The sequence below is a fragment of the Sphingobacterium rhinopitheci genome, assembly GCF_022627575.1.
GTDB classification, from domain to species: Bacteria; Bacteroidota; Bacteroidia; order Sphingobacteriales; family Sphingobacteriaceae; genus Sphingobacterium; species Sphingobacterium rhinopitheci.
On sequence record NZ_JADEYQ010000008.1, the window covers coordinates 118628 to 136251 of the forward strand.

General features: G+C 36.2%; 13 protein-coding genes and 5 tRNA genes. 16 read left to right on the forward strand and 2 right to left on the reverse strand.

What is annotated here, in order from left to right:
- The first annotated feature begins 124 nt into the window (after positions 1-124).
- Positions 125-1237: a hypothetical protein gene (locus IP023_RS10100; protein ID WP_241790159.1), complete on the forward strand. Its 1113-nt coding sequence runs from the start codon at positions 125-127 to the stop codon at positions 1235-1237.
- 4 nt (positions 1238-1241) lie between these two features.
- Here the strand turns inward: IP023_RS10100 and IP023_RS10105 are convergent, their stop codons facing one another.
- Positions 1242-2090: a transglutaminase-like domain-containing protein gene (locus IP023_RS10105; protein WP_241790160.1), complete on the reverse strand. Its 849-nt coding sequence runs from the start codon at positions 2088-2090 to the stop codon at positions 1242-1244.
- A 98-nt stretch (positions 2091-2188) separates the two neighbouring features.
- On the opposite strand from IP023_RS10105, the gene IP023_RS10110 reads away from it, so the two are divergent.
- The gene (locus IP023_RS10110; RefSeq protein WP_241790161.1) at positions 2189-2647 is read left to right on the forward strand and encodes a hypothetical protein; all 459 of its coding nucleotides are present in this window, start codon (positions 2189-2191) and stop codon (positions 2645-2647) included.
- On the opposite strand, the gene IP023_RS10115 is transcribed toward IP023_RS10110, so the two are convergent.
- Positions 2644-3789 (reverse strand): outer membrane protein assembly factor, encoded by a 1146-nt coding sequence (locus tag IP023_RS10115; RefSeq protein WP_241790162.1) that lies wholly within the window; start codon positions 3787-3789, stop codon positions 2644-2646. The genes IP023_RS10110 and IP023_RS10115 overlap by 4 nt on opposite strands.
- 357 nt (positions 3790-4146) lie before the next feature.
- On the opposite strand from IP023_RS10115, the gene IP023_RS10120 reads away from it, so the two are divergent.
- The 14 genes from IP023_RS10120 to rpoC all read left to right on the forward strand — a co-directional run bounded on the left by IP023_RS10120 (position 4147) and on the right by rpoC (position 17538).
- Positions 4147-4219, forward strand: a tRNA-Thr gene (locus IP023_RS10120).
- A gap of 25 nt (positions 4220-4244) precedes the next feature.
- Positions 4245-4325, forward strand: a tRNA-Tyr gene (locus IP023_RS10125).
- A gap of 40 nt (positions 4326-4365) precedes the next feature.
- Positions 4366-4438, forward strand: a tRNA-Gly gene (locus IP023_RS10130).
- 87 nt (positions 4439-4525) lie between these two features.
- Positions 4526-4597, forward strand: a tRNA-Thr gene (locus IP023_RS10135).
- A 73-nt stretch (positions 4598-4670) separates the two neighbouring features.
- Positions 4671-5858 (forward strand): elongation factor Tu, encoded by a 1188-nt coding sequence (gene tuf, locus IP023_RS10140; protein ID WP_241790163.1) that lies wholly within the window; start codon positions 4671-4673, stop codon positions 5856-5858.
- A 157-nt stretch (positions 5859-6015) separates the two neighbouring features.
- A tRNA-Trp gene (locus IP023_RS10145) sits at positions 6016-6087 on the forward strand.
- A 26-nt stretch (positions 6088-6113) separates the two neighbouring features.
- Positions 6114-6305, forward strand: a complete 192-nt coding sequence (secE, locus tag IP023_RS10150; RefSeq protein ID WP_241790164.1) for a preprotein translocase subunit SecE — start codon at positions 6114-6116, stop codon at positions 6303-6305.
- A 17-nt stretch (positions 6306-6322) separates the two neighbouring features.
- Positions 6323-6868 (forward strand): transcription termination/antitermination protein NusG, encoded by a 546-nt coding sequence (gene nusG, locus IP023_RS10155; RefSeq protein ID WP_241790165.1) that lies wholly within the window; start codon positions 6323-6325, stop codon positions 6866-6868.
- 216 nt (positions 6869-7084) lie between these two features.
- Entirely contained in the window at positions 7085-7528 is a 444-nt protein-coding gene (rplK, locus tag IP023_RS10160) for a 50S ribosomal protein L11 (RefSeq protein ID WP_241790166.1), read from the forward strand.
- Between the two features lie 22 nt (positions 7529-7550).
- The gene (rplA, locus tag IP023_RS10165) at positions 7551-8249 is read left to right on the forward strand and encodes a 50S ribosomal protein L1 (protein WP_241790167.1); all 699 of its coding nucleotides are present in this window, start codon (positions 7551-7553) and stop codon (positions 8247-8249) included.
- 2 nt (positions 8250-8251) lie between these two features.
- The gene (gene rplJ / locus IP023_RS10170) at positions 8252-8770 is read left to right on the forward strand and encodes a 50S ribosomal protein L10 (protein WP_241790168.1); all 519 of its coding nucleotides are present in this window, start codon (positions 8252-8254) and stop codon (positions 8768-8770) included.
- 80 nt (positions 8771-8850) lie between these two features.
- Positions 8851-9222 (forward strand): 50S ribosomal protein L7/L12, encoded by a 372-nt coding sequence (gene rplL / locus IP023_RS10175; protein ID WP_241790169.1) that lies wholly within the window; start codon positions 8851-8853, stop codon positions 9220-9222.
- A gap of 158 nt (positions 9223-9380) precedes the next feature.
- Positions 9381-13190: a DNA-directed RNA polymerase subunit beta gene (gene rpoB, locus IP023_RS10180; protein ID WP_241790170.1), complete on the forward strand. Its 3810-nt coding sequence runs from the start codon at positions 9381-9383 to the stop codon at positions 13188-13190.
- 73 nt (positions 13191-13263) lie between these two features.
- The gene (gene rpoC, locus IP023_RS10185) at positions 13264-17538 is read left to right on the forward strand and encodes a DNA-directed RNA polymerase subunit beta' (RefSeq protein WP_241790171.1); all 4275 of its coding nucleotides are present in this window, start codon (positions 13264-13266) and stop codon (positions 17536-17538) included.
- The last annotated feature ends 86 nt before the right edge of the window (positions 17539-17624 follow it).

Consider the following 17624-nt stretch of genomic DNA (forward strand, 5'->3'; position numbering starts at 1 on the left):
TACGTAAAACTATGGACTTGTAAAAGTTAAATTTGTCTTCAAGTAACAAATTGATTCTTTATTACGTGTAATTGTTAGCCTTTATTTTTTATACATTTGTGTTAAATATTATATTTTGAACATTATGAAGAAGTTTCCTTTGTTTTTGATCGTACTTTCCATTGTATCTTGTTTTTTTGCTTGTGTACGTGACGATGATGAGCCTACTGTAACAAGTAAGGCGATTTCTAGATTGTATGTATCTACTTCTGATTATGACGGTAGTAGTGGTAATAATTATAATAATGTTTTTGTTATTTCACCAGCTGATTCTAGTGTCTTTCCTCCAGCTAATATTGATTCTATATATGCGTTCACTTCTTCTGCTCGTGGTGGAAGATTTATCCATTATACGCCATTTTCTAACGGCTTAATTTTTCAAGGTAGTCAAAATTCACCTGTATATATAGATACAGCAGTGCAAATGATGACAGTTAGTAATACTGGGGTATTGCGTAATACAGGGAAATTGGGGAATAGAAATTTTAACAACGTAAAGGGTCTTGGTTACACCATCGTAAATTCAGGTACACTAAGCGAGAATTTCTTACTTATGCTTAATGCGGACAGTCTATCTGTTATAGATAAACCGACTTCTAAAGGATCCAGTAGGATTGTTAATCCTCGTTTTCATATGCTTTTAGATTATAATCCTTGGGGCATTAATATTTCTGAAAGGGATGTCTTTGTGAGTTCTTTTGCTAATGTTAATAAGCCATCTGCGACAAATGGTATTGTAGTATATAAAAATTTGACCTCTAAATTTGTAGAAAATAGAGCCGACTCAATATTGAAGGATTACGCTAGATTTGATTTAACTATAGCTGGCGCTAAAAATGTTAGGGGCTTATCCTATTCCAAAGCTAATGACATATTGGTAGTAACAGATTACGAAGGAGAGGGGAATTCAAGTAAAGGCCGAGTAATGATTTTTACGAAGTTCTCTCAATATACCAGCTCTGGCATTATTACACCAGATAGAATTATTACCTCTGCAGGATTAAAACAGCCGTTGGATGTAGCTATTGATACACGTGTCGATGGTAAATTTATCTATGTAGCCGACCCAATAGCCAAATTAGTTTTTAGATTTCTGATCACAGATGAAGGTGATGTAACACCTAATCAGCAAATAAATTTATTTGGTAGATCGCCAGTTTCTTTATCATTAGATTCTAGGGCACCTACTGTTTTTTAATGGATTAATTAGTGCCATCAAGTAATTTTAGAAGGATATTTATTTCTTCCTTCTTATTTCTGTTGTCCAAATTATCATAAGCTGTCATTAAATTACGGAGTACGCGTTTGATGATTTCAATGTTAGAACAGGGTAACAGATATTCCTCCTTTTTCGGAAGGTTTAGTTGTTGAAGAAAAGAATATATATCTTCGTGTTTCATGATTTGTCCCTTATTAAAGGTATTTAGGTAAAAAAGAGGTTGTAAATTTAATTCATCCATATAAGCCACAATAAAGTGTTTAGGAAGGTTTATTCCATAGATTGGGATGTCTAATTTTTGTGCTACAATACTGTATATACATGCTAATGATATCGGATTTCCTTTTTTTGTTTCTAATACAGAAGAGATATAAGAGTTGTTAGGGTCATGGTAATTGGTCGTATTTCCCGAAAGGCCAAATTCCCTGAATATTATATTGTTTAAGAGTTTTATTTTTTCTATTGGTCTCATCTCGTATATCAGTTCAAACCATACATTTCTCCGTAATTCAGCTATTTGAAGCTGAATTTTATTTTCATCAAGGTTGGGATATTGATATCTATTAACGATCAAAAGTCCTTCTAGTAAATCTTCTTGATTTTGTAATGCCCACAGTTGTATTTCATTCTGTATTTGATCAAATTGAATTTTGTGAATTATGTTTTCAACTCTATTTTGAGAAAGTGGATCGAACGAGGTCTCCCAATATTCTTCTAAATATGGTATTGATTCAGGTCCATAGCTTATTAACTGCTGTTTCACGTGATGAAATATAGCGTTGTCTGGATCGTCTAATAAGGAAACTAATGCTTTGAATTCATTACTCTTCATAGTTCAAAATACGATTTTTTTTTAAATATGAATAACGTAATAATTTTTATTAATAATAATCTGATTTTTGATTCTTAATATTTCACTATTTTTGCAATATGCGTTATCTGTATGATCGAGTGTGGCATTATTTATCTTCTAATAGTAGACATGGGACGCATTCTCCCTTTGTATATAAATTAGCTGATGAAGTGATTTATAAATCCCCTGATATGGGACAATATATAAATGGGGGTATGGATAAGGTAGATGCGCTGATTCTTGAGATATCTTTATATTTAGGAAAAGAGTTAAATCTTACTTATCCTGAGGCGATTGTTCAAGTGGATATAACCGAGTATACATTGGAAGCTATCCTAGAGTTGTATATGAATATACCTGTTCTTATCCTTAAAAATATATACACTGATAATGCCGCTAAGCAAAAATGGTCAGCTTTAAAAGCTGACCAAACAATCGTAGTAACTATTGATCTTTTTTATTTTGGGATAATAATTTTCCGTAAGGAACAACCTAAAGAAAATTTTAAGCTTCGATTTCCATACGCTAAATATTAAAAAGATTCGCTTAGACTTAAATAGAATCCAGATTGACGTTGTTCTCCAGGTCTCTTCTCGCCAAATGCGTAATCTAGCCGTATACTTGTTTTATGCTCCAAGCTGAAGAAATATCTCCCTCCTAAGCCATAGGAAGGAACAAGGCGTGGAGATTGTGTTTTTGAAAATGTTGATCCCGTACCTAAAAATCCTACAACACCTAGTCGCGGATGGAATCTATAACGTAGCTCTGCTTGTGCTGTTATATAATTGTTATCTTTATAACGGCCTAAATAATATCCTCTCATCGTCATATCGCCACCTAAGTCGCGCATAACGTATATTGGTGTATTTTTACCAAATGTGCCTCTATATACGCCTTGAGCTGCAATTATAAGTTTCTCCTGAATTGGGTAGTATCCTCTTAAATCTACTTCTGTCAGAGAGCCGATAAAATTTTCCTTACCAAATATATTAGGAGAATATGCATATTTAAGTCTTCCATAAAACCCTTTACTACTGTATGTAGTTACATCCCTACTATCATATAATGCAGATGCACCAAATGCTAAAAATTGCCCTCCTTCTTTACCTATAATATTGCTAATGTCATATATCCCTCCAGGCTCTAGATCTTTAAATTTGTAATTGTCGTAGTTGGTGTTTAATCCAATGTAAAGTTTTTTAGTGATTTTTTTCTCAACGTCTACCTTTATTCTATATAGTGTCTGTTCAATATTATCTTGATCTTTTTGCCAGGTGTCGTTACCTATACCGTAGTAGTTGAATGGCCAATCTCGTAATCTAATATCTGTCAATATATGATATTCGTTGTTTTTAGTCCATATATCTGATGTAATATTGATTTTTTTTTGACTTTTCGTTGTTAATGTTGCTATCAGATTGATGTTTGATGTCTTACTATTGATGTCATTTTTGTCTAAGTAGAAATTGTAAGTGCTAGCAATGCCGTATTCAAACCCTGTTTCTTGGGCGTATGCAACAGCGGGAAGTGCCATAAAACTGCTGCTGCGATTATTACTAGAATCTGAAGAAAAAACTTTTTTCGCGATTTTTTTAACAAAATTTTCCTTTTCCTGTCCTTGGGTAGAGTAGGAGGAGCCTATAATTAGTGCAATAGCTAGTAAGTTTTTTAACCTCATTTTTATAAATATTTGATGTTTCAAATATAAATGAATTGTTTAGATACCTAATCTATAAAATTTATATAAAAATTATTTACCTGCATATCAGTATAATTGAATAATTAATTCGTTTTTTTTTGAAAAATGTTTTTGAGATATCATTTCTGTGTCTATCTTTGCAACATCAAATCCGATAACGATTATCAAAATAAACGATAATTTAGAAGATTAGATAACTCGTTCTGATAAATAAGAATTTTTTAGAAAAAAAAAGTTGAAAAAATATCTTGCAAATATGAAAATAAAAAACGAAATTTGCACTCGTTATCTGAAAGGGTAAAAGTTCTAAGATGTTTTTAAACTTGTAAAATATTAGCCTCCTTAGCTCAGCTGGTAGAGCAACTGACTTGTAATCAGTAGGTCATTGGTTCGATTCCGATAGGAGGCTCAAATACAACGTAAGTTGTAGGTCTGGAGGGGTTCCAGAGCGGTCAAATGGGACGGACTGTAAATCCGTTGCTTCGGCTTCGAAGGTTCGAATCCTTCTCCCTCCACACTAATTTTTTCTTGATTTTAATTAAAATCAAGAAGTAAGCGGAAGTAGCTCAGTTGGTAGAGCGATAGCCTTCCAAGCTATAGGTCGCGAGTTCGAACCTCGTCTTCCGCTCAAATTTTCAAGATTATTGGTCTCTATCTTTCATAATAATATAATGTTAGGTGGGGGCATAAATCTGTAAATGAGCTTTTTTTTGAAGCCGAAGTAGCTCAGGGGTAGAGCACTTCCTTGGTAAGGAAGAGGTCGTGGGTTCAAATCCCATCTTTGGCTCGATAATTTAAGTTTATTATATTTGTAAAGAATTTAAAAAAGAAATATTTAATAATTACTAATTCGCATAAACATGGCAAAAGAGAAATTTGACCGTAGTAAACCGCACTTAAACATTGGTACTATCGGTCACGTTGACCACGGTAAAACTACTACAACTGCAGCAATCACAAAAGTATTAGCGGATGCAGGTTTATCAGAAGCACGTTCGTTTGATTCAATTGACTCTGCTCCTGAAGAAAAAGAGCGTGGTATCACGATTAATACAGCACACGTTGAGTACTCAACTGCAAATCGTCACTATGCACACGTTGACTGTCCAGGTCACGCCGATTACGTTAAGAACATGGTAACTGGTGCTGCTCAAATGGATGGTGCTATCATCGTAGTTGCTGCGACTGATGGTCCTATGCCTCAAACTCGTGAGCACATCTTGTTAGCTCGTCAAGTAGGTGTACCAGCGTTAGTAGTATTCTTAAACAAAGTTGACTTAGTAGATGATCCTGAGTTATTAGAATTAGTAGAAATGGAAGTGCGTGAGCTATTATCATTCTACGAATTCCCAGGTGACGATATTCCAGTAATCAAAGGTTCTGCTTTGGGTGGATTGAACGGTGAGCCTGAGTGGGTTGAGAAAATCATGGAATTAATGGATGCTGTAGATAACTACATTCCAATTCCTCCTCGTTTAACTGAGTTACCTTTCTTAATGCCAGTAGAGGACGTATTCTCGATCACAGGTCGTGGTACAGTTGCTACAGGTCGTATTGAAAGAGGTGTAATCAACTCTGGAGATCCAGTTGAGATCTTAGGTATGGGTGCTGCTGAAGGTTTAAAATCTACAGTAACAGGTGTTGAGATGTTCCGTAAAATTTTAGATTACGGTGAAGCTGGTGATAACGTAGGTTTATTATTACGTGGTATTGAGAAAACTGATATCAAACGTGGTATGGTTATCGTTAAACCAGGTACTGTAACTCCTCACGATCACTTCAAAGCTGAGGTTTACGTATTATCAAAAGCTGAAGGTGGACGTCACACTCCATTCTTTAACAAATACCGCCCTCAATTCTATTTCCGTACAACAGACGTAACAGGAGAGATCTCGTTACCAGAAGGTACTGAAATGGTTATGCCAGGTGATAACGTTACAATTACAGTTAAATTGATTTCTGCTATCGCGATGGAAAAAGGTCTACGTTTCGCTATCCGTGAGGGTGGTCGTACAGTAGGTGCTGGTCAGGTAACTGAAATTCTATAGTCTTAATTAGACTTAGAGCATATAAAATAAGCTAATCGGCTGATGCTGATTAGCTTATTTTTTCTCTACAGAAAAGTAGTAGAATAAATGAAAAAAAAGTAAAAAATATTTGCTCTAATAGTGTTTAAACACTATATTTGTATCAACAAAAACAAACAGGGATATAGTATAATGGTTAGTATCGTGGTCTCCAAAACCATTGGTCTGGGTTCGAATCCTAGTATCCCTGCTACTTAAAACTTAAATAATCAAAAAATGGCTAACATACTTGGTTTTTTCAAAGAATCTTACGAAGAGGTTGCTCATAAAGTAACTTGGCCTACGTGGGCTCAGTTGCAAAATCATGCTGTGGTAGTGCTTGTAGCTTCAGTTATTATCGCTTTATTGATATTAGCTATGGATAAAGCTTCAGAAGGTGTTTTAGAATTATTATACGGTACTAAGTAATCTTTCAATTTTATAATATGGCTGATCAATCGTTGAAGTGGTACGTGGTACGTGCGGTAAGTGGAAAAGAAAAGAAGGTAAAGCAATATATGGAAGCTGAGGTAAGTCGACTTGGTATTCAGCACTTGATTCCTCAGGTGTTAATTCCTATGGAGAAGTATTACCAAATGCGCGATGGTAAAAAAGTAGCCAAAGAAAGAAATTATTACCCAGGATACGTTTTGATTGAAGCAGCTTTAGATGGTGAGATTGAGCATGTTATTAAAGGCTTGAATAGTGTTATTGGTTTTTTAGGTGATAAAGCTGGTGTTGCTATTCCTTTACGTCAAGCAGAAGTAAATCGTATATTAGGTAAAGTGGATGAGATGGCCGAACAAGGGGAGTCTATTAATGTAGCTTACTATGTTGGCGAATCAGTTAAAGTTACAGATGGTCCTTTCAATGGTTTCACAGGTGAGATCGAGGAAGTACATGAAGATAAAAAGAAACTTACAGTTATGGTTAAGGTGTTTGGACGTAAAACTCCATTAGAACTTAACTATATGCAAGTAGAAAAGGAATAATATTGTATTTAATATATAGAAAGCTCTTTCATTTTTTTGAAAGGGCTTTTTTTAATAAATATTTACACGAAATATTTTTGGTATTAACTTTTTATTATTATCTTTGCACCTCATTTAGTTAGGTAAATTAAGTTTTCTCTAACAAAATGTATGAATGTTACAGTATTGCTTCCAACTTACTAACAAACATTTAACAAATAAATAAAAACAAGCAAAATGGCAAAAGAAGTCAGTGCGTTAGTAAAATTACAAGTAAAGGGCGGTGCAGCAAATCCATCTCCTCCAGTAGGACCTGCTTTAGGTGCTAAAGGTGTGAACATTATGGATTTCTGTAAGCAGTTCAATGCTCGTACGCAAGACAAACCAGGACAAGTGTTGCCGGTTGTTATTACCGTTTATGCTGATAAATCATTTGATTTTATCATCAAGACTCCTCCAGTTGCAGTTCAGTTAAAAGATGCTGCTAAATTGAAAAGTGGGTCGGGCGAACCAAATCGTAAAAAAGTTGCTGCTATTACTTGGGAGCAAGTTCAAACGATCGCTAATGATAAAATGCCTGATTTGAATGCATTTACTGAAGAATCGGCAATGAGAATGGTAGCTGGTACAGCGCGTAGTATGGGTATCACTGTTACAGGTGACGCTCCTTGGAAAAATTAATTAACGAAATCAGTTTAAGAAAGTGGCTAGATTAACAAAAAATCAAAAAGCGGCACTATCCAAAATTGAAGCTGGTAAAGCGTACACTTTAGCGGATGCTGCGGCATTAGTTAAAGAGATCACTACAACTAAATTTGATGCTTCTGTGGATATCGACGTTCGTTTGGGCGTAGATCCTCGTAAAGCAAATCAAATGGTACGTGGTATAGCGACGTTACCTCATGGAACAGGTAAGACTGTGCGTGTTTTGGCTTTGGTAACTCCTGATAAGGAAGAAGAAGCGAAAGCAGCGGGTGCAGATTACGTAGGTCTTGATGAGTACATCAGCAAGATAGAAGGTGGATGGACTGACATTGATATCATTATTACTATGCCTTCGGTTATGGCTAAAGTGGGTAAATTGGGCCGTATTTTGGGTCCAAGAAACTTAATGCCTAACCCTAAGACTGGTACAGTGACTACGGAAGTAGGTAAAGCTGTAACAGATGTAAAAGGTGGTAAGATTGATTTCAAGGTTGACAAAACAGGTATTATCCACACTTCAGTTGGTAAAGTGTCTTTCCCGGCAGAAAAACTTTATGAGAATGCTTTAGAAGTTCTACAAGTAATCTCTAAATTAAAGCCTTCTGCAGCTAAAGGGACATACTTCAAGAGTATCCATATCTCATCTACGATGAGCCCGGGTATTCATGTTGAAACTAAATCAGTAGCAGGAATTTAATCATGAGAAAAGAAGAAAAACAAGAAATTGTTCAAGCTTTAGCAGAGCAGATTAAATCTTTCGGTAATTTTTATATTGCTGATACTGCTGATTTATCTGTTGAAAAAATCAACGGAATTCGTCGCAAATGTTACGAGCAAGGTATTATTATTCAAGTGGCTAAAAACACTTTAATTGAAAAAGCCTTAATCGAAGCTGGTGTGGAATCGGATGAAATCAATGCGGTACTTAAAGGTGCTTCAACGATTTTGTTCTCAGAAGTTGCTAATGCTCCTGCAAAATTAATTAAGCAATTACGCAAAGAAGGTGACAAACCTGTTTTGAAAGCTGCTTATATTCAGGAAACAGCGTTCATAGGTGATAATCAATTAGATGCTCTTGTTAACTTGAAATCTAAAAATGAGCTTATCGCGGACGTTATTGCTGCACTTCAGTCTCCTGCGAAGAATGTTATTTCAGCTCTTCAATCGGGTGGAAATACAGTTTCAGGTTTATTGAAAGCTTTAGAACAAAGAGGTTAACGAACACCTTGATTTAATCAAAAGATCGTTGCATTAGTTAATAAACAATTATTTAAGTAAATTCAAAAATTCAAAATAAAATGGCAGATTTAAAACAACTTGCTGAACAGTTAGTAAATTTAACAGTAAAAGAAGTTAAAGAATTAGCTGATATCTTAAAAGATGAGTATGGTATCGAGCCTGCTGCTGCTGCTGTTGCAGTTGCTGCTGCTCCTGCTGAAGCTGCTGCTGCAGAAGAGAAAACTTCATTTGACGTTATCTTGAAAGAAGCTGGTGGTCAAAAATTAGCAGTAGTTAAATTGGTAAAAGATTTAGCTGGTTTAGGATTAAAAGAAGCTAAAGATTTAGTTGACGGTGCTCCTAAAGAATTAAAAGCTGGTGTTTCTAAAGACGAAGCTGAAGCTTTGAAAAAACAATTAGAAGAAGCTGGTGCTGTTGTTGAGATCAAGTAATTGCTCATAACACCCTAAAGTGATTAGACTCTGATAGTTTTTATCAGAGTCTATTCCTATTTAAAACATAAGTTAGACCGTATGTGTGCTGTCATATGGTTTTAATGAAATTAACAGCATATTTAAGCTCAGTTTTTTAAAACTAAAATCTTATTCCCTTGGCAAACAATAATATTCAAAACGAAAGAGTAAATTTTGCTACAAGTAAAAAGGTAATTGATTATCCTGATTTCTTGGACGTGCAATTGGAGTCTTTCAGGGAGTTTTTTCAATTAGAAACTACTTCTGATAACCGCCATCAGGAAGGGTTGTACAAGGTTTTCGCAGAAAACTTCCCTATTTCTGATTCAAGAAACATATTCGTGCTAGAGTTTTTGGATTACTTTATTGATCCGCCTCGTTATGATATTCAAGAATGTATCGAACGTGGTTTAACATATAGCGTGCCTTTAAAAGCAAAGTTGAAGTTATCTTGTAATGATGAAGAACACGAAGATTTCGAAACTATCGTACAAGATGTATATCTAGGTACTATCCCGTACATGACACCAAAAGGTACTTTCGTTATCAATGGTGCGGAACGTGTTATTGTATCTCAATTACATCGTTCTCCTGGTGTTTTCTTTGGTCAGAGTAGACATACAAATGGTACAAAACTTTATTCGGCAAGGGTAATTCCTTTTAAAGGATCTTGGATTGAATTCGCTACTGATGTTAACAACGTCATGTATGCGTATATCGATCGTAAGAAAAAATTCCCAGTTACTACTTTATTACGTGCTATTGGTTATGATTCAGATAAGGATATCTTAGAATTATTTGATCTTGCTGATGAAGTAAAAGTTAGTAAAACTGGTTTGAAAAAATTCGTAGGTCGTCGTTTAGCGGCTAGAGTTTTAAATAAATGGACAGAGGATTTCGTAGATGAAGATACTGGTGAAGTAGTATCTATTGATCGTAATGAAATCATCCTTGAACGTGAAACCGTATTAGAAGAAGATCACATTGACATGATCATTGATGCAGGTGTTAAATCTATTATTCTTGCTAAAGATGATGATGCTAACAATGCAGACTATTCTATCATATATAACACATTACAAAAGGATACTTCAAACTCAGAAAAAGAAGCGGTGGAGCATATCTATCGTCAATTACGTAACGCTGAACCACCTGATGAGGAAACTGCTCGTGGTATCATCGATCGTTTATTCTTCTCTGACAAACGTTATGATTTAGGTGATGTAGGTCGTTACCGTATCAATCGTAAATTGAAGTTATCTACTGATTCAGAAACTAAAGTATTGACGCGTGAAGATATCATCGCTATCGTTAAGTATTTAATCAACTTGATTAACTCTAAAGCTGAGGTAGATGATATTGACCACTTATCTAATCGTCGTGTACGTACAGTAGGTGAGCAGTTATATGCTCAGTTTGGTGTAGGTCTTGCACGTATGGCGCGTACTATTCGTGAGCGTATGAATATTCGCGACAACGAGGTGTTCACGCCTACAGATTTGATCAATGCGCGTACATTATCTTCTGTAATCAACTCGTTCTTCGGAACAAATCAGTTATCTCAATTTATGGATCAAACGAATCCATTAGCTGAGATCACACACAAACGTCGTTTGTCAGCATTAGGTCCAGGTGGTCTTTCACGTGAGCGTGCTGGTTTCGAGGTTCGTGACGTTCACTATACACACTATGGTCGTCTTTGTACGATCGAAACTCCAGAGGGTCCAAATATCGGTTTGATATCTTCTTTAGCGGTTCACGCTAAGATTAATAACTTAGGCTTTATTGAAACTCCTTACCGTAAAGTTACAGATGGTAAAGTAGTCGTAGATCAGCCTGTTGTATATTTATCTGCTGAAGATGAAGATGGTAAAACAATCGCGCAAGCGAATGCTTACTATGACGATAATGGTAACTTTGATGATCCTAAAGTAAAAGCTAGATATGAGGGTGACTTCCCGATTATCGAACCTGAGAAATTAGATTATATGGACGTTGCTCCAAATCAGATTACATCTATTGCGGCTTCATTGATTCCTTTCTTGGAGCATGATGATGCCAACCGTGCATTGATGGGATCAAACATGCAACGTCAAGCGGTTCCTTTATTGCGTCCGCAAGCACCTATCGTAGGTACTGGTCTTGAAGGTCGTGTAGCATCTGACTCGCGTACTTTGATCAATGCTGAAGGTAATGGTGTAGTTGAGTATGTAGATGCGCAAGAAATTCAAATCCGCTATGAGCGTACGGATGATGATCGTTTAGTTTCTTTTGACGAAGATGTAAAATCATACCGTTTGATTAAATTCAAAAAAACCAACCAGAATACTTGTATCAATTTGAAACCTATCGTTAAGAAAGGTCAACGTGTTACTAAAGGTCAAGTATTGTGTGAAGGATATGCTACTGAAGATGGTGAATTAGCATTAGGTCGTAACTTAAAAGTAGCATTCATGCCTTGGCAAGGATACAACTTTGAGGATGCGATTGTAATTTCTGAGCGTGTTGTTTCTCAAGATATCTTTACTTCATTACACATTGAAGAATTCGAATTAGAAGTTCGTGATACGAAACGTGGTGAAGAAGAATTGACAGCAGATATTCCTAACGTATCAGAAGAAGCTACTAAAGACTTAGATGAGAATGGTATCATTCGCGTTGGTGCTGAAGTAGGTGAAGGTGATATCTTAATAGGTAAAATTACACCTAAAGGTGAATCTGATCCTTCTCCAGAAGAAAAATTACTTCGTGCTATCTTTGGTGACAAAGCCGGTGACGTAAAAGATGCTTCTTTGAAAACGCCTCCTTCAATCAAAGGTGTAGTTATTGATACTAAATTGTTCTCACGTGCTAAGAAAATGTCTAAAGACATTGAAAGAAAAGCTTTAGAGAAATTAGAATTAGTACACGATAAAAATATTAGAGCATTAAAAGAGCGCCTAGTAGATAAATTGTTTACTATCGTAAATGGTAAAACTAGTCAAGGTATTTATAATGTTTATAAAGAGTTATTAGTTGCTAAAGGTGCTAAGTTCACTCAAAAAATCTTAACGGATTTAGACTACAATAATGTTAATCCTTTTGGATGGACTACAGATGAGGATAAAAACGAAATGATTAAGATTGCTCTTCACAATTATAATATTAAATTGAACGAAGAGTTAGGTGCTTTCAAACGTGATAAATTTGCCGTTTCTGTAGGTGATGAATTGCCTTCAGGTATCGTTCAGATGGCTAAGGTTTATGTTGCTAAAAAACGTAAATTGAAAGTTGGTGATAAGATGGCTGGTCGTCACGGTAACAAAGGTATTGTTGCACGTATTGTACGTGATGAAGATATGCCTTTCTTAGAAGATGGAACGCCTGTTGATATCGTATTGAACCCGCTAGGTGTACCTTCTCGTATGAACTTAGGTCAGATTTATGAAACAGTTCTTGGATGGGCTGGTCAAAAATTAGGTATGAAGTTCGCTACGCCAATCTTTGATGGTGCTGAAATGGGCCAAGTAGAAGAATGGGTAGAGAAAGCTGGTTTACCAAAATCTGGTCGTACATATTTATACAATGGTTTAACAGGTGATCGTTTTGATCAACCGACAACTGTTGGTGTAATCTATATGTTGAAATTAGGACACATGGTAGATGACAAAATGCACGCTCGTTCTATCGGTCCTTACTCATTGATTACGCAACAACCTTTAGGTGGTAAAGCACAATTTGGTGGTCAGCGTTTTGGTGAGATGGAGGTTTGGGCACTTGAAGCATTCGGTGCATCTAATATCCTTCAAGAAATCTTGACTGTGAAATCGGATGATGTTGTAGGTCGTGCTAAAACGTACGAGGCTATCGTTAAAGGTAACAACTTGCCAACACCATCAGTGCCAGAATCGTTCAACGTATTGGTACACGAATTACGTGGTCTAGGTTTAGATATCACATTAGATTAATCAAGCATAATTAAAGCATAAGAGATCATATGATCTCTTATGCTATAACATACATCTTTAAGTTATACAACGTATGTCTTATAAAAAAGATAATAAAATTAAAAGTAACTTTACTTCAATCACAATTAGCTTAGCTTCTCCAGAAACTATTTTGGAGCGCTCTAGCGGTGAGGTTACAAAACCAGAAACAATCAACTACCGTACTTATAAGCCGGAACGTGATGGTTTATTCTGTGAACGTATTTTCGGCCCTGTAAAGGATTACGAATGTCACTGTGGTAAATACAAACGTATCCGTTATAAGGGTATTGTATGTGATCGTTGTGGTGTTGAAGTAACAGAGAAGAAAGTACGTCGTGAGCGTATGGGACATATCGCTTTAGTTGTTCCTGTAGCACACATCTGGTACTTCCGTTCTCTTCCTAATAAAATTGGTTATTTATTAGGTCTTCCTACGAAGAAATTAGATATGATCATCTACTACGAGAGATACGTTGTTATTCAAGCAGGTATCAAAGAAGATGATGGAATCTCATTTATGGACTTCCTAACTGAAGAAGAATATTTAGATGTTTTAGATACTTTACCTAAAGAAAATCAATATTTAGATGACAATGATCCACAAAAGTTCGTAGCCAAAATGGGTGCGGAAGCTATGGAAGAATTGTTGAAACGTATTGATTTAGATAAATTGTCTTACGATTTACGTCACCAAGCAGCTAATGAAACTTCACAACAACGTAAAAATGAAGCTTTAAAACGTCTTCATGTTGTTGAGGCTTTCCGTGGTTCTAGAGACCGTATTGAGAACAGACCGGAGTGGATGATTGTGAAGATTGTTCCTATTATTCCTCCTGAGTTACGTCCTTTAGTGCCTTTAGATGGTGGTCGTTTTGCGACTTCGGATTTGAATGACTTATACCGTCGTGTTATTATCCGTAACAATCGTCTTAAGCGTCTAATCGAAATTAAAGCTCCAGAAGTAATCTTACGTAATGAAAAACGTATGCTTCAAGAAGCTGTTGATTCGTTATTTGATAATTCACGTAAAGTTAACGCTGTTAAAACAGAAGGTAACCGTGCGTTGAAATCATTATCTGATATTTTGAAAGGTAAACAAGGTCGTTTCCGTCAAAACTTATTAGGTAAACGTGTCGATTATTCTGCTCGTTCTGTAATTGTTGTAGGTCCTCACTTGAAATTACATGAGTGTGGTATTCCTAAAGATATGGCTGCAGAGCTTTACAAACCGTTCATCATCCGTAAGATGATTGAAAGAGGAATTGTAAAAACTGTAAAATCAGCTAAGAAAATTGTAGATCGCAAGGATCCTGTAGTATGGGATATTTTAGAGAATGTTTTAAAAGGACATCCTGTATTATTAAACCGTGCGCCTACGCTTCACCGTTTGGGTATTCAAGCTTTCCAACCTACACTAGTAGAAGGTAAAGCTATCCAATTACACCCATTAGTGTGTACAGCGTTCAACGCCGATTTCGATGGTGACCAGATGGCAGTTCACTTACCTTTGGGTAATGCAGCAATTTTGGAAGCTCAAATCTTAATGTTGGCAGCGCACAATATCCTTAACCCTGCGAATGGTTCTCCAGTGACTGTACCTTCACAGGATATGGTATTGGGTCTTTATTATATTACTAAAGGCCGTAAATCGGACGAGCATCGCAAGATGAGAGGGGAAGGAAGTATTTTCTATTCTCCAGAAGAAGTAATTATTGCTTTGAATGAGAAAGAAATTGACTTACACTCTTGGATTAAAGTAAAAACTAATGACTTAAACGAGAACGGTGAACTTGTTAAAACACTTATCGAAACTACAGTAGGTCGTGTTATTTTCAACCAAATTGTTCCTGCTGAAGTTGGCTTTATCAACGAAATCTTAACGAAAAAATCATTACGTAACGTAATTGGTGAGATTGTTAAGAACACAGGTATGGCGCGTGCAGCTCGTTTCTTGGATGATATGAAGGAATTAGGTTTCCAAACAGCATTCAAAGGTGGTCTTTCGTTCAACTTACAAGATTTAAATATTCCTGCTGCTAAAGCAGAATTGATCGCTCAAGCTACGAATGAAGTAGAAGAGGTGAAAGCTAACTATAACATGGGTTTCATCACTAACAATGAGCGTTATAATCAAATTATCGATATCTGGACACGTATCAACAATAAGTTGACGTCTCACGTTATGGATATTCTTTCGAATGACAATCAAGGTTTCAACTCTGTATATATGATGTTGGACTCTGGTGCACGTGGTTCCAAAGAGCAGATTCGTCAGTTGTGTGGTATGCGTGGTTTGATGGCGAAGCCTCAAAAATCAGGTAACTCTGGTGGTGAAATTATTGAAAACCCGATTTTATCTAACTTTAAAGAAGGTCTTTCTGTATTAGAGTACTTTATCTCTACCCACGGTGCGCGTAAAGGTCTTGCCGATACAGCCCTAAAAACTGCCGATGCGGGTTACTTGACTCGTCGTTTGCATGACGTAGCACAAGATATGATCGTAGTTGGTTTTGATTGTGGTGGTTTAAGAGGTATTTATACAACAGCATTGAAAGATAATGATGATATCGTTGAGCCTTTATACGATCGTATTTTGGGTCGTACACCGCTTCATGATGTTTATCATCCAGAAACTGAAAAGTTAATCGTTGCTGCTAATGAAGATATCACAGAAGAAATTGCTACGGAAATCGAAGAATCTGGAATCGAGGGTTTAGAGATTCGTTCCGTATTGACTTGTGAAGCTAAACGTGGTGTATGTGCTTGTTGTTACGGTCGTAACTTAGCGTCTGGTAAACGTGTTCAATTAGGTGAAGCTGTCGGTGTTATTGCAGCACAATCAATTGGTGAACCAGGTACGCAGTTGACACTTCGTACGTTCCACGTGGGTGGTACGGCGTCCAACATTGCTTCTGATTCTTCTGTTATCGCTAAATACGAAGGTACTATCGAATTTGAAAACGTACGTACTGTAGAATTACAAGGTGAAGAAGGAACTTATCATGCTGTATTGGGTCGCTCAGGTGAGATCAAAATTGTTAATAATGGTAAAGTTCTTTATCAACAAATTATTCCTTACGGTTCTAACTTATATGTAAATGAGGGTGATAAAGTAGAAAAAGGAACTAAATTAGTTGATTGGGATCCATATAATGCGGTAATTATCTCTGAATTTCCAGGTAAGGTTGAATTTGATGCCATCATCGAGGGTGTTACCTTCCGTGAGGAGTCTGATGAACAAACTGGTCACAAAGAGAAAGTAATTATCGAAACACGTGATAAAACGAAAAACCCTACTATCAAAGTTGTTGATAATAAAGGTGAGGTAATTCGTTCGTACAATATTCCTGTAGGTGCTCACGTTTCTGTATCGGATGGTCAGAAATTGAAAGAAGGTGCTATCTTAGTTAAGATTCCTCGTTCTACTGGTAAGACACGAGATATTACAGGGGGTCTTCCTCGTGTAACTGAGTTATTCGAAGCACGTAATCCTTCAAACCCGGCTGTCGTAACAGAGATTGATGGTGTTGTTACTTTAGGTGGTGTTAAACGTGGTAATCGTGAGGTTTCTATTGAATCTCGTGATGGTCAGGTTAAGAAATACTTAGTACCTCTTTCTAAACATATCTTAGTTCAAGATAATGACTTTATCAAAGCTGGTATGCCTTTATCTGATGGTCAGATAGCTCCTGGAGATATCTTATCTATTAAAGGTCCTACAGCAGTACAACATTATATCGTAAATGGTATTCAAGAGGTTTACCGTCTACAAGGTGTGAAAATTAACGATAAGCACTTTGAAACTATCGTTCACCAAATGATGCAAAAAGTGCATATTGAAGATCCAGGAGATACTCGTTTCTTAGAAAAAGAAGCGGTCAACAAATGGGACTTCATGGAAGAAAATGACACTATTTTTGACAAAAAAGTTGTTGTTGATGCTGGTGATTCAAATACTTTACGTCCAGGTCAGATTGTTACTTTACGTAAACTTCGTGAAGAAAACTCTAGCTTGAAACGTCAAGATTTGAAATTGGTGCAAGTACGTGATGCTGTTCCTGCTACTTCGAGCCCTATGCTTCAAGGTATTACGAGAGCTTCATTAGGTACTAAATCATTTATCTCTGCAGCTTCTTTCCAAGAAACTACGAAGGTGTTGAATGAAGCAGCTATTGCTGGTAAACGTGATAATTTATTAGGATTGAAAGAAAACGTAATTGTTGGTCACTTAATTCCTTCTGGTACAGGTTTACGTAGTTATAGTAATATAATTGTAGGTTCCCGTGAAGAATACGATCAATTATTAGCTTCTAAAGAAGAAGATTAATCTTTTTTAATATTATAATATATTAAAGGCTAGACATTTTAAAATGTCTAGCCTTTTTTCTTAAAAGAAAGTTACCTCAAGCTTTT

What these genes read in the sequence shown, in the direction of transcription:
- IP023_RS10100 (WP_241790159.1), top strand. Translation starts at nt 125, where the DNA reads ATGAAGAAGTTTCCTTTGTTTTTGATCGTACTTTCCATTGTATCTTGT.
- IP023_RS10105 (WP_241790160.1), bottom strand. Translation starts at nt 2,090, where the DNA reads ATGAAGAGTAATGAATTCAAAGCATTAGTTTCCTTATTAGACGATCCA.
- IP023_RS10110 (WP_241790161.1), top strand. Translation starts at nt 2,189, where the DNA reads ATGCGTTATCTGTATGATCGAGTGTGGCATTATTTATCTTCTAATAGT.
- IP023_RS10115 (WP_241790162.1), bottom strand. Translation starts at nt 3,789, where the DNA reads ATGAGGTTAAAAAACTTACTAGCTATTGCACTAATTATAGGCTCCTCC.
- tuf (WP_241790163.1), top strand. Translation starts at nt 4,671, where the DNA reads ATGGCAAAAGAGAAATTTGACCGTAGTAAACCGCACTTAAACATTGGT.
- secE (WP_241790164.1), top strand. Translation starts at nt 6,114, where the DNA reads ATGGCTAACATACTTGGTTTTTTCAAAGAATCTTACGAAGAGGTTGCT.
- nusG (WP_241790165.1), top strand. Translation starts at nt 6,323, where the DNA reads ATGGCTGATCAATCGTTGAAGTGGTACGTGGTACGTGCGGTAAGTGGA.
- rplK (WP_241790166.1), top strand. Translation starts at nt 7,085, where the DNA reads ATGGCAAAAGAAGTCAGTGCGTTAGTAAAATTACAAGTAAAGGGCGGT.
- rplJ (WP_241790168.1), top strand. Translation starts at nt 8,252, where the DNA reads ATGAGAAAAGAAGAAAAACAAGAAATTGTTCAAGCTTTAGCAGAGCAG.
- rplL (WP_241790169.1), top strand. Translation starts at nt 8,851, where the DNA reads ATGGCAGATTTAAAACAACTTGCTGAACAGTTAGTAAATTTAACAGTA.
- rpoC (WP_241790171.1), top strand. Translation starts at nt 13,264, where the DNA reads ATGTCTTATAAAAAAGATAATAAAATTAAAAGTAACTTTACTTCAATC.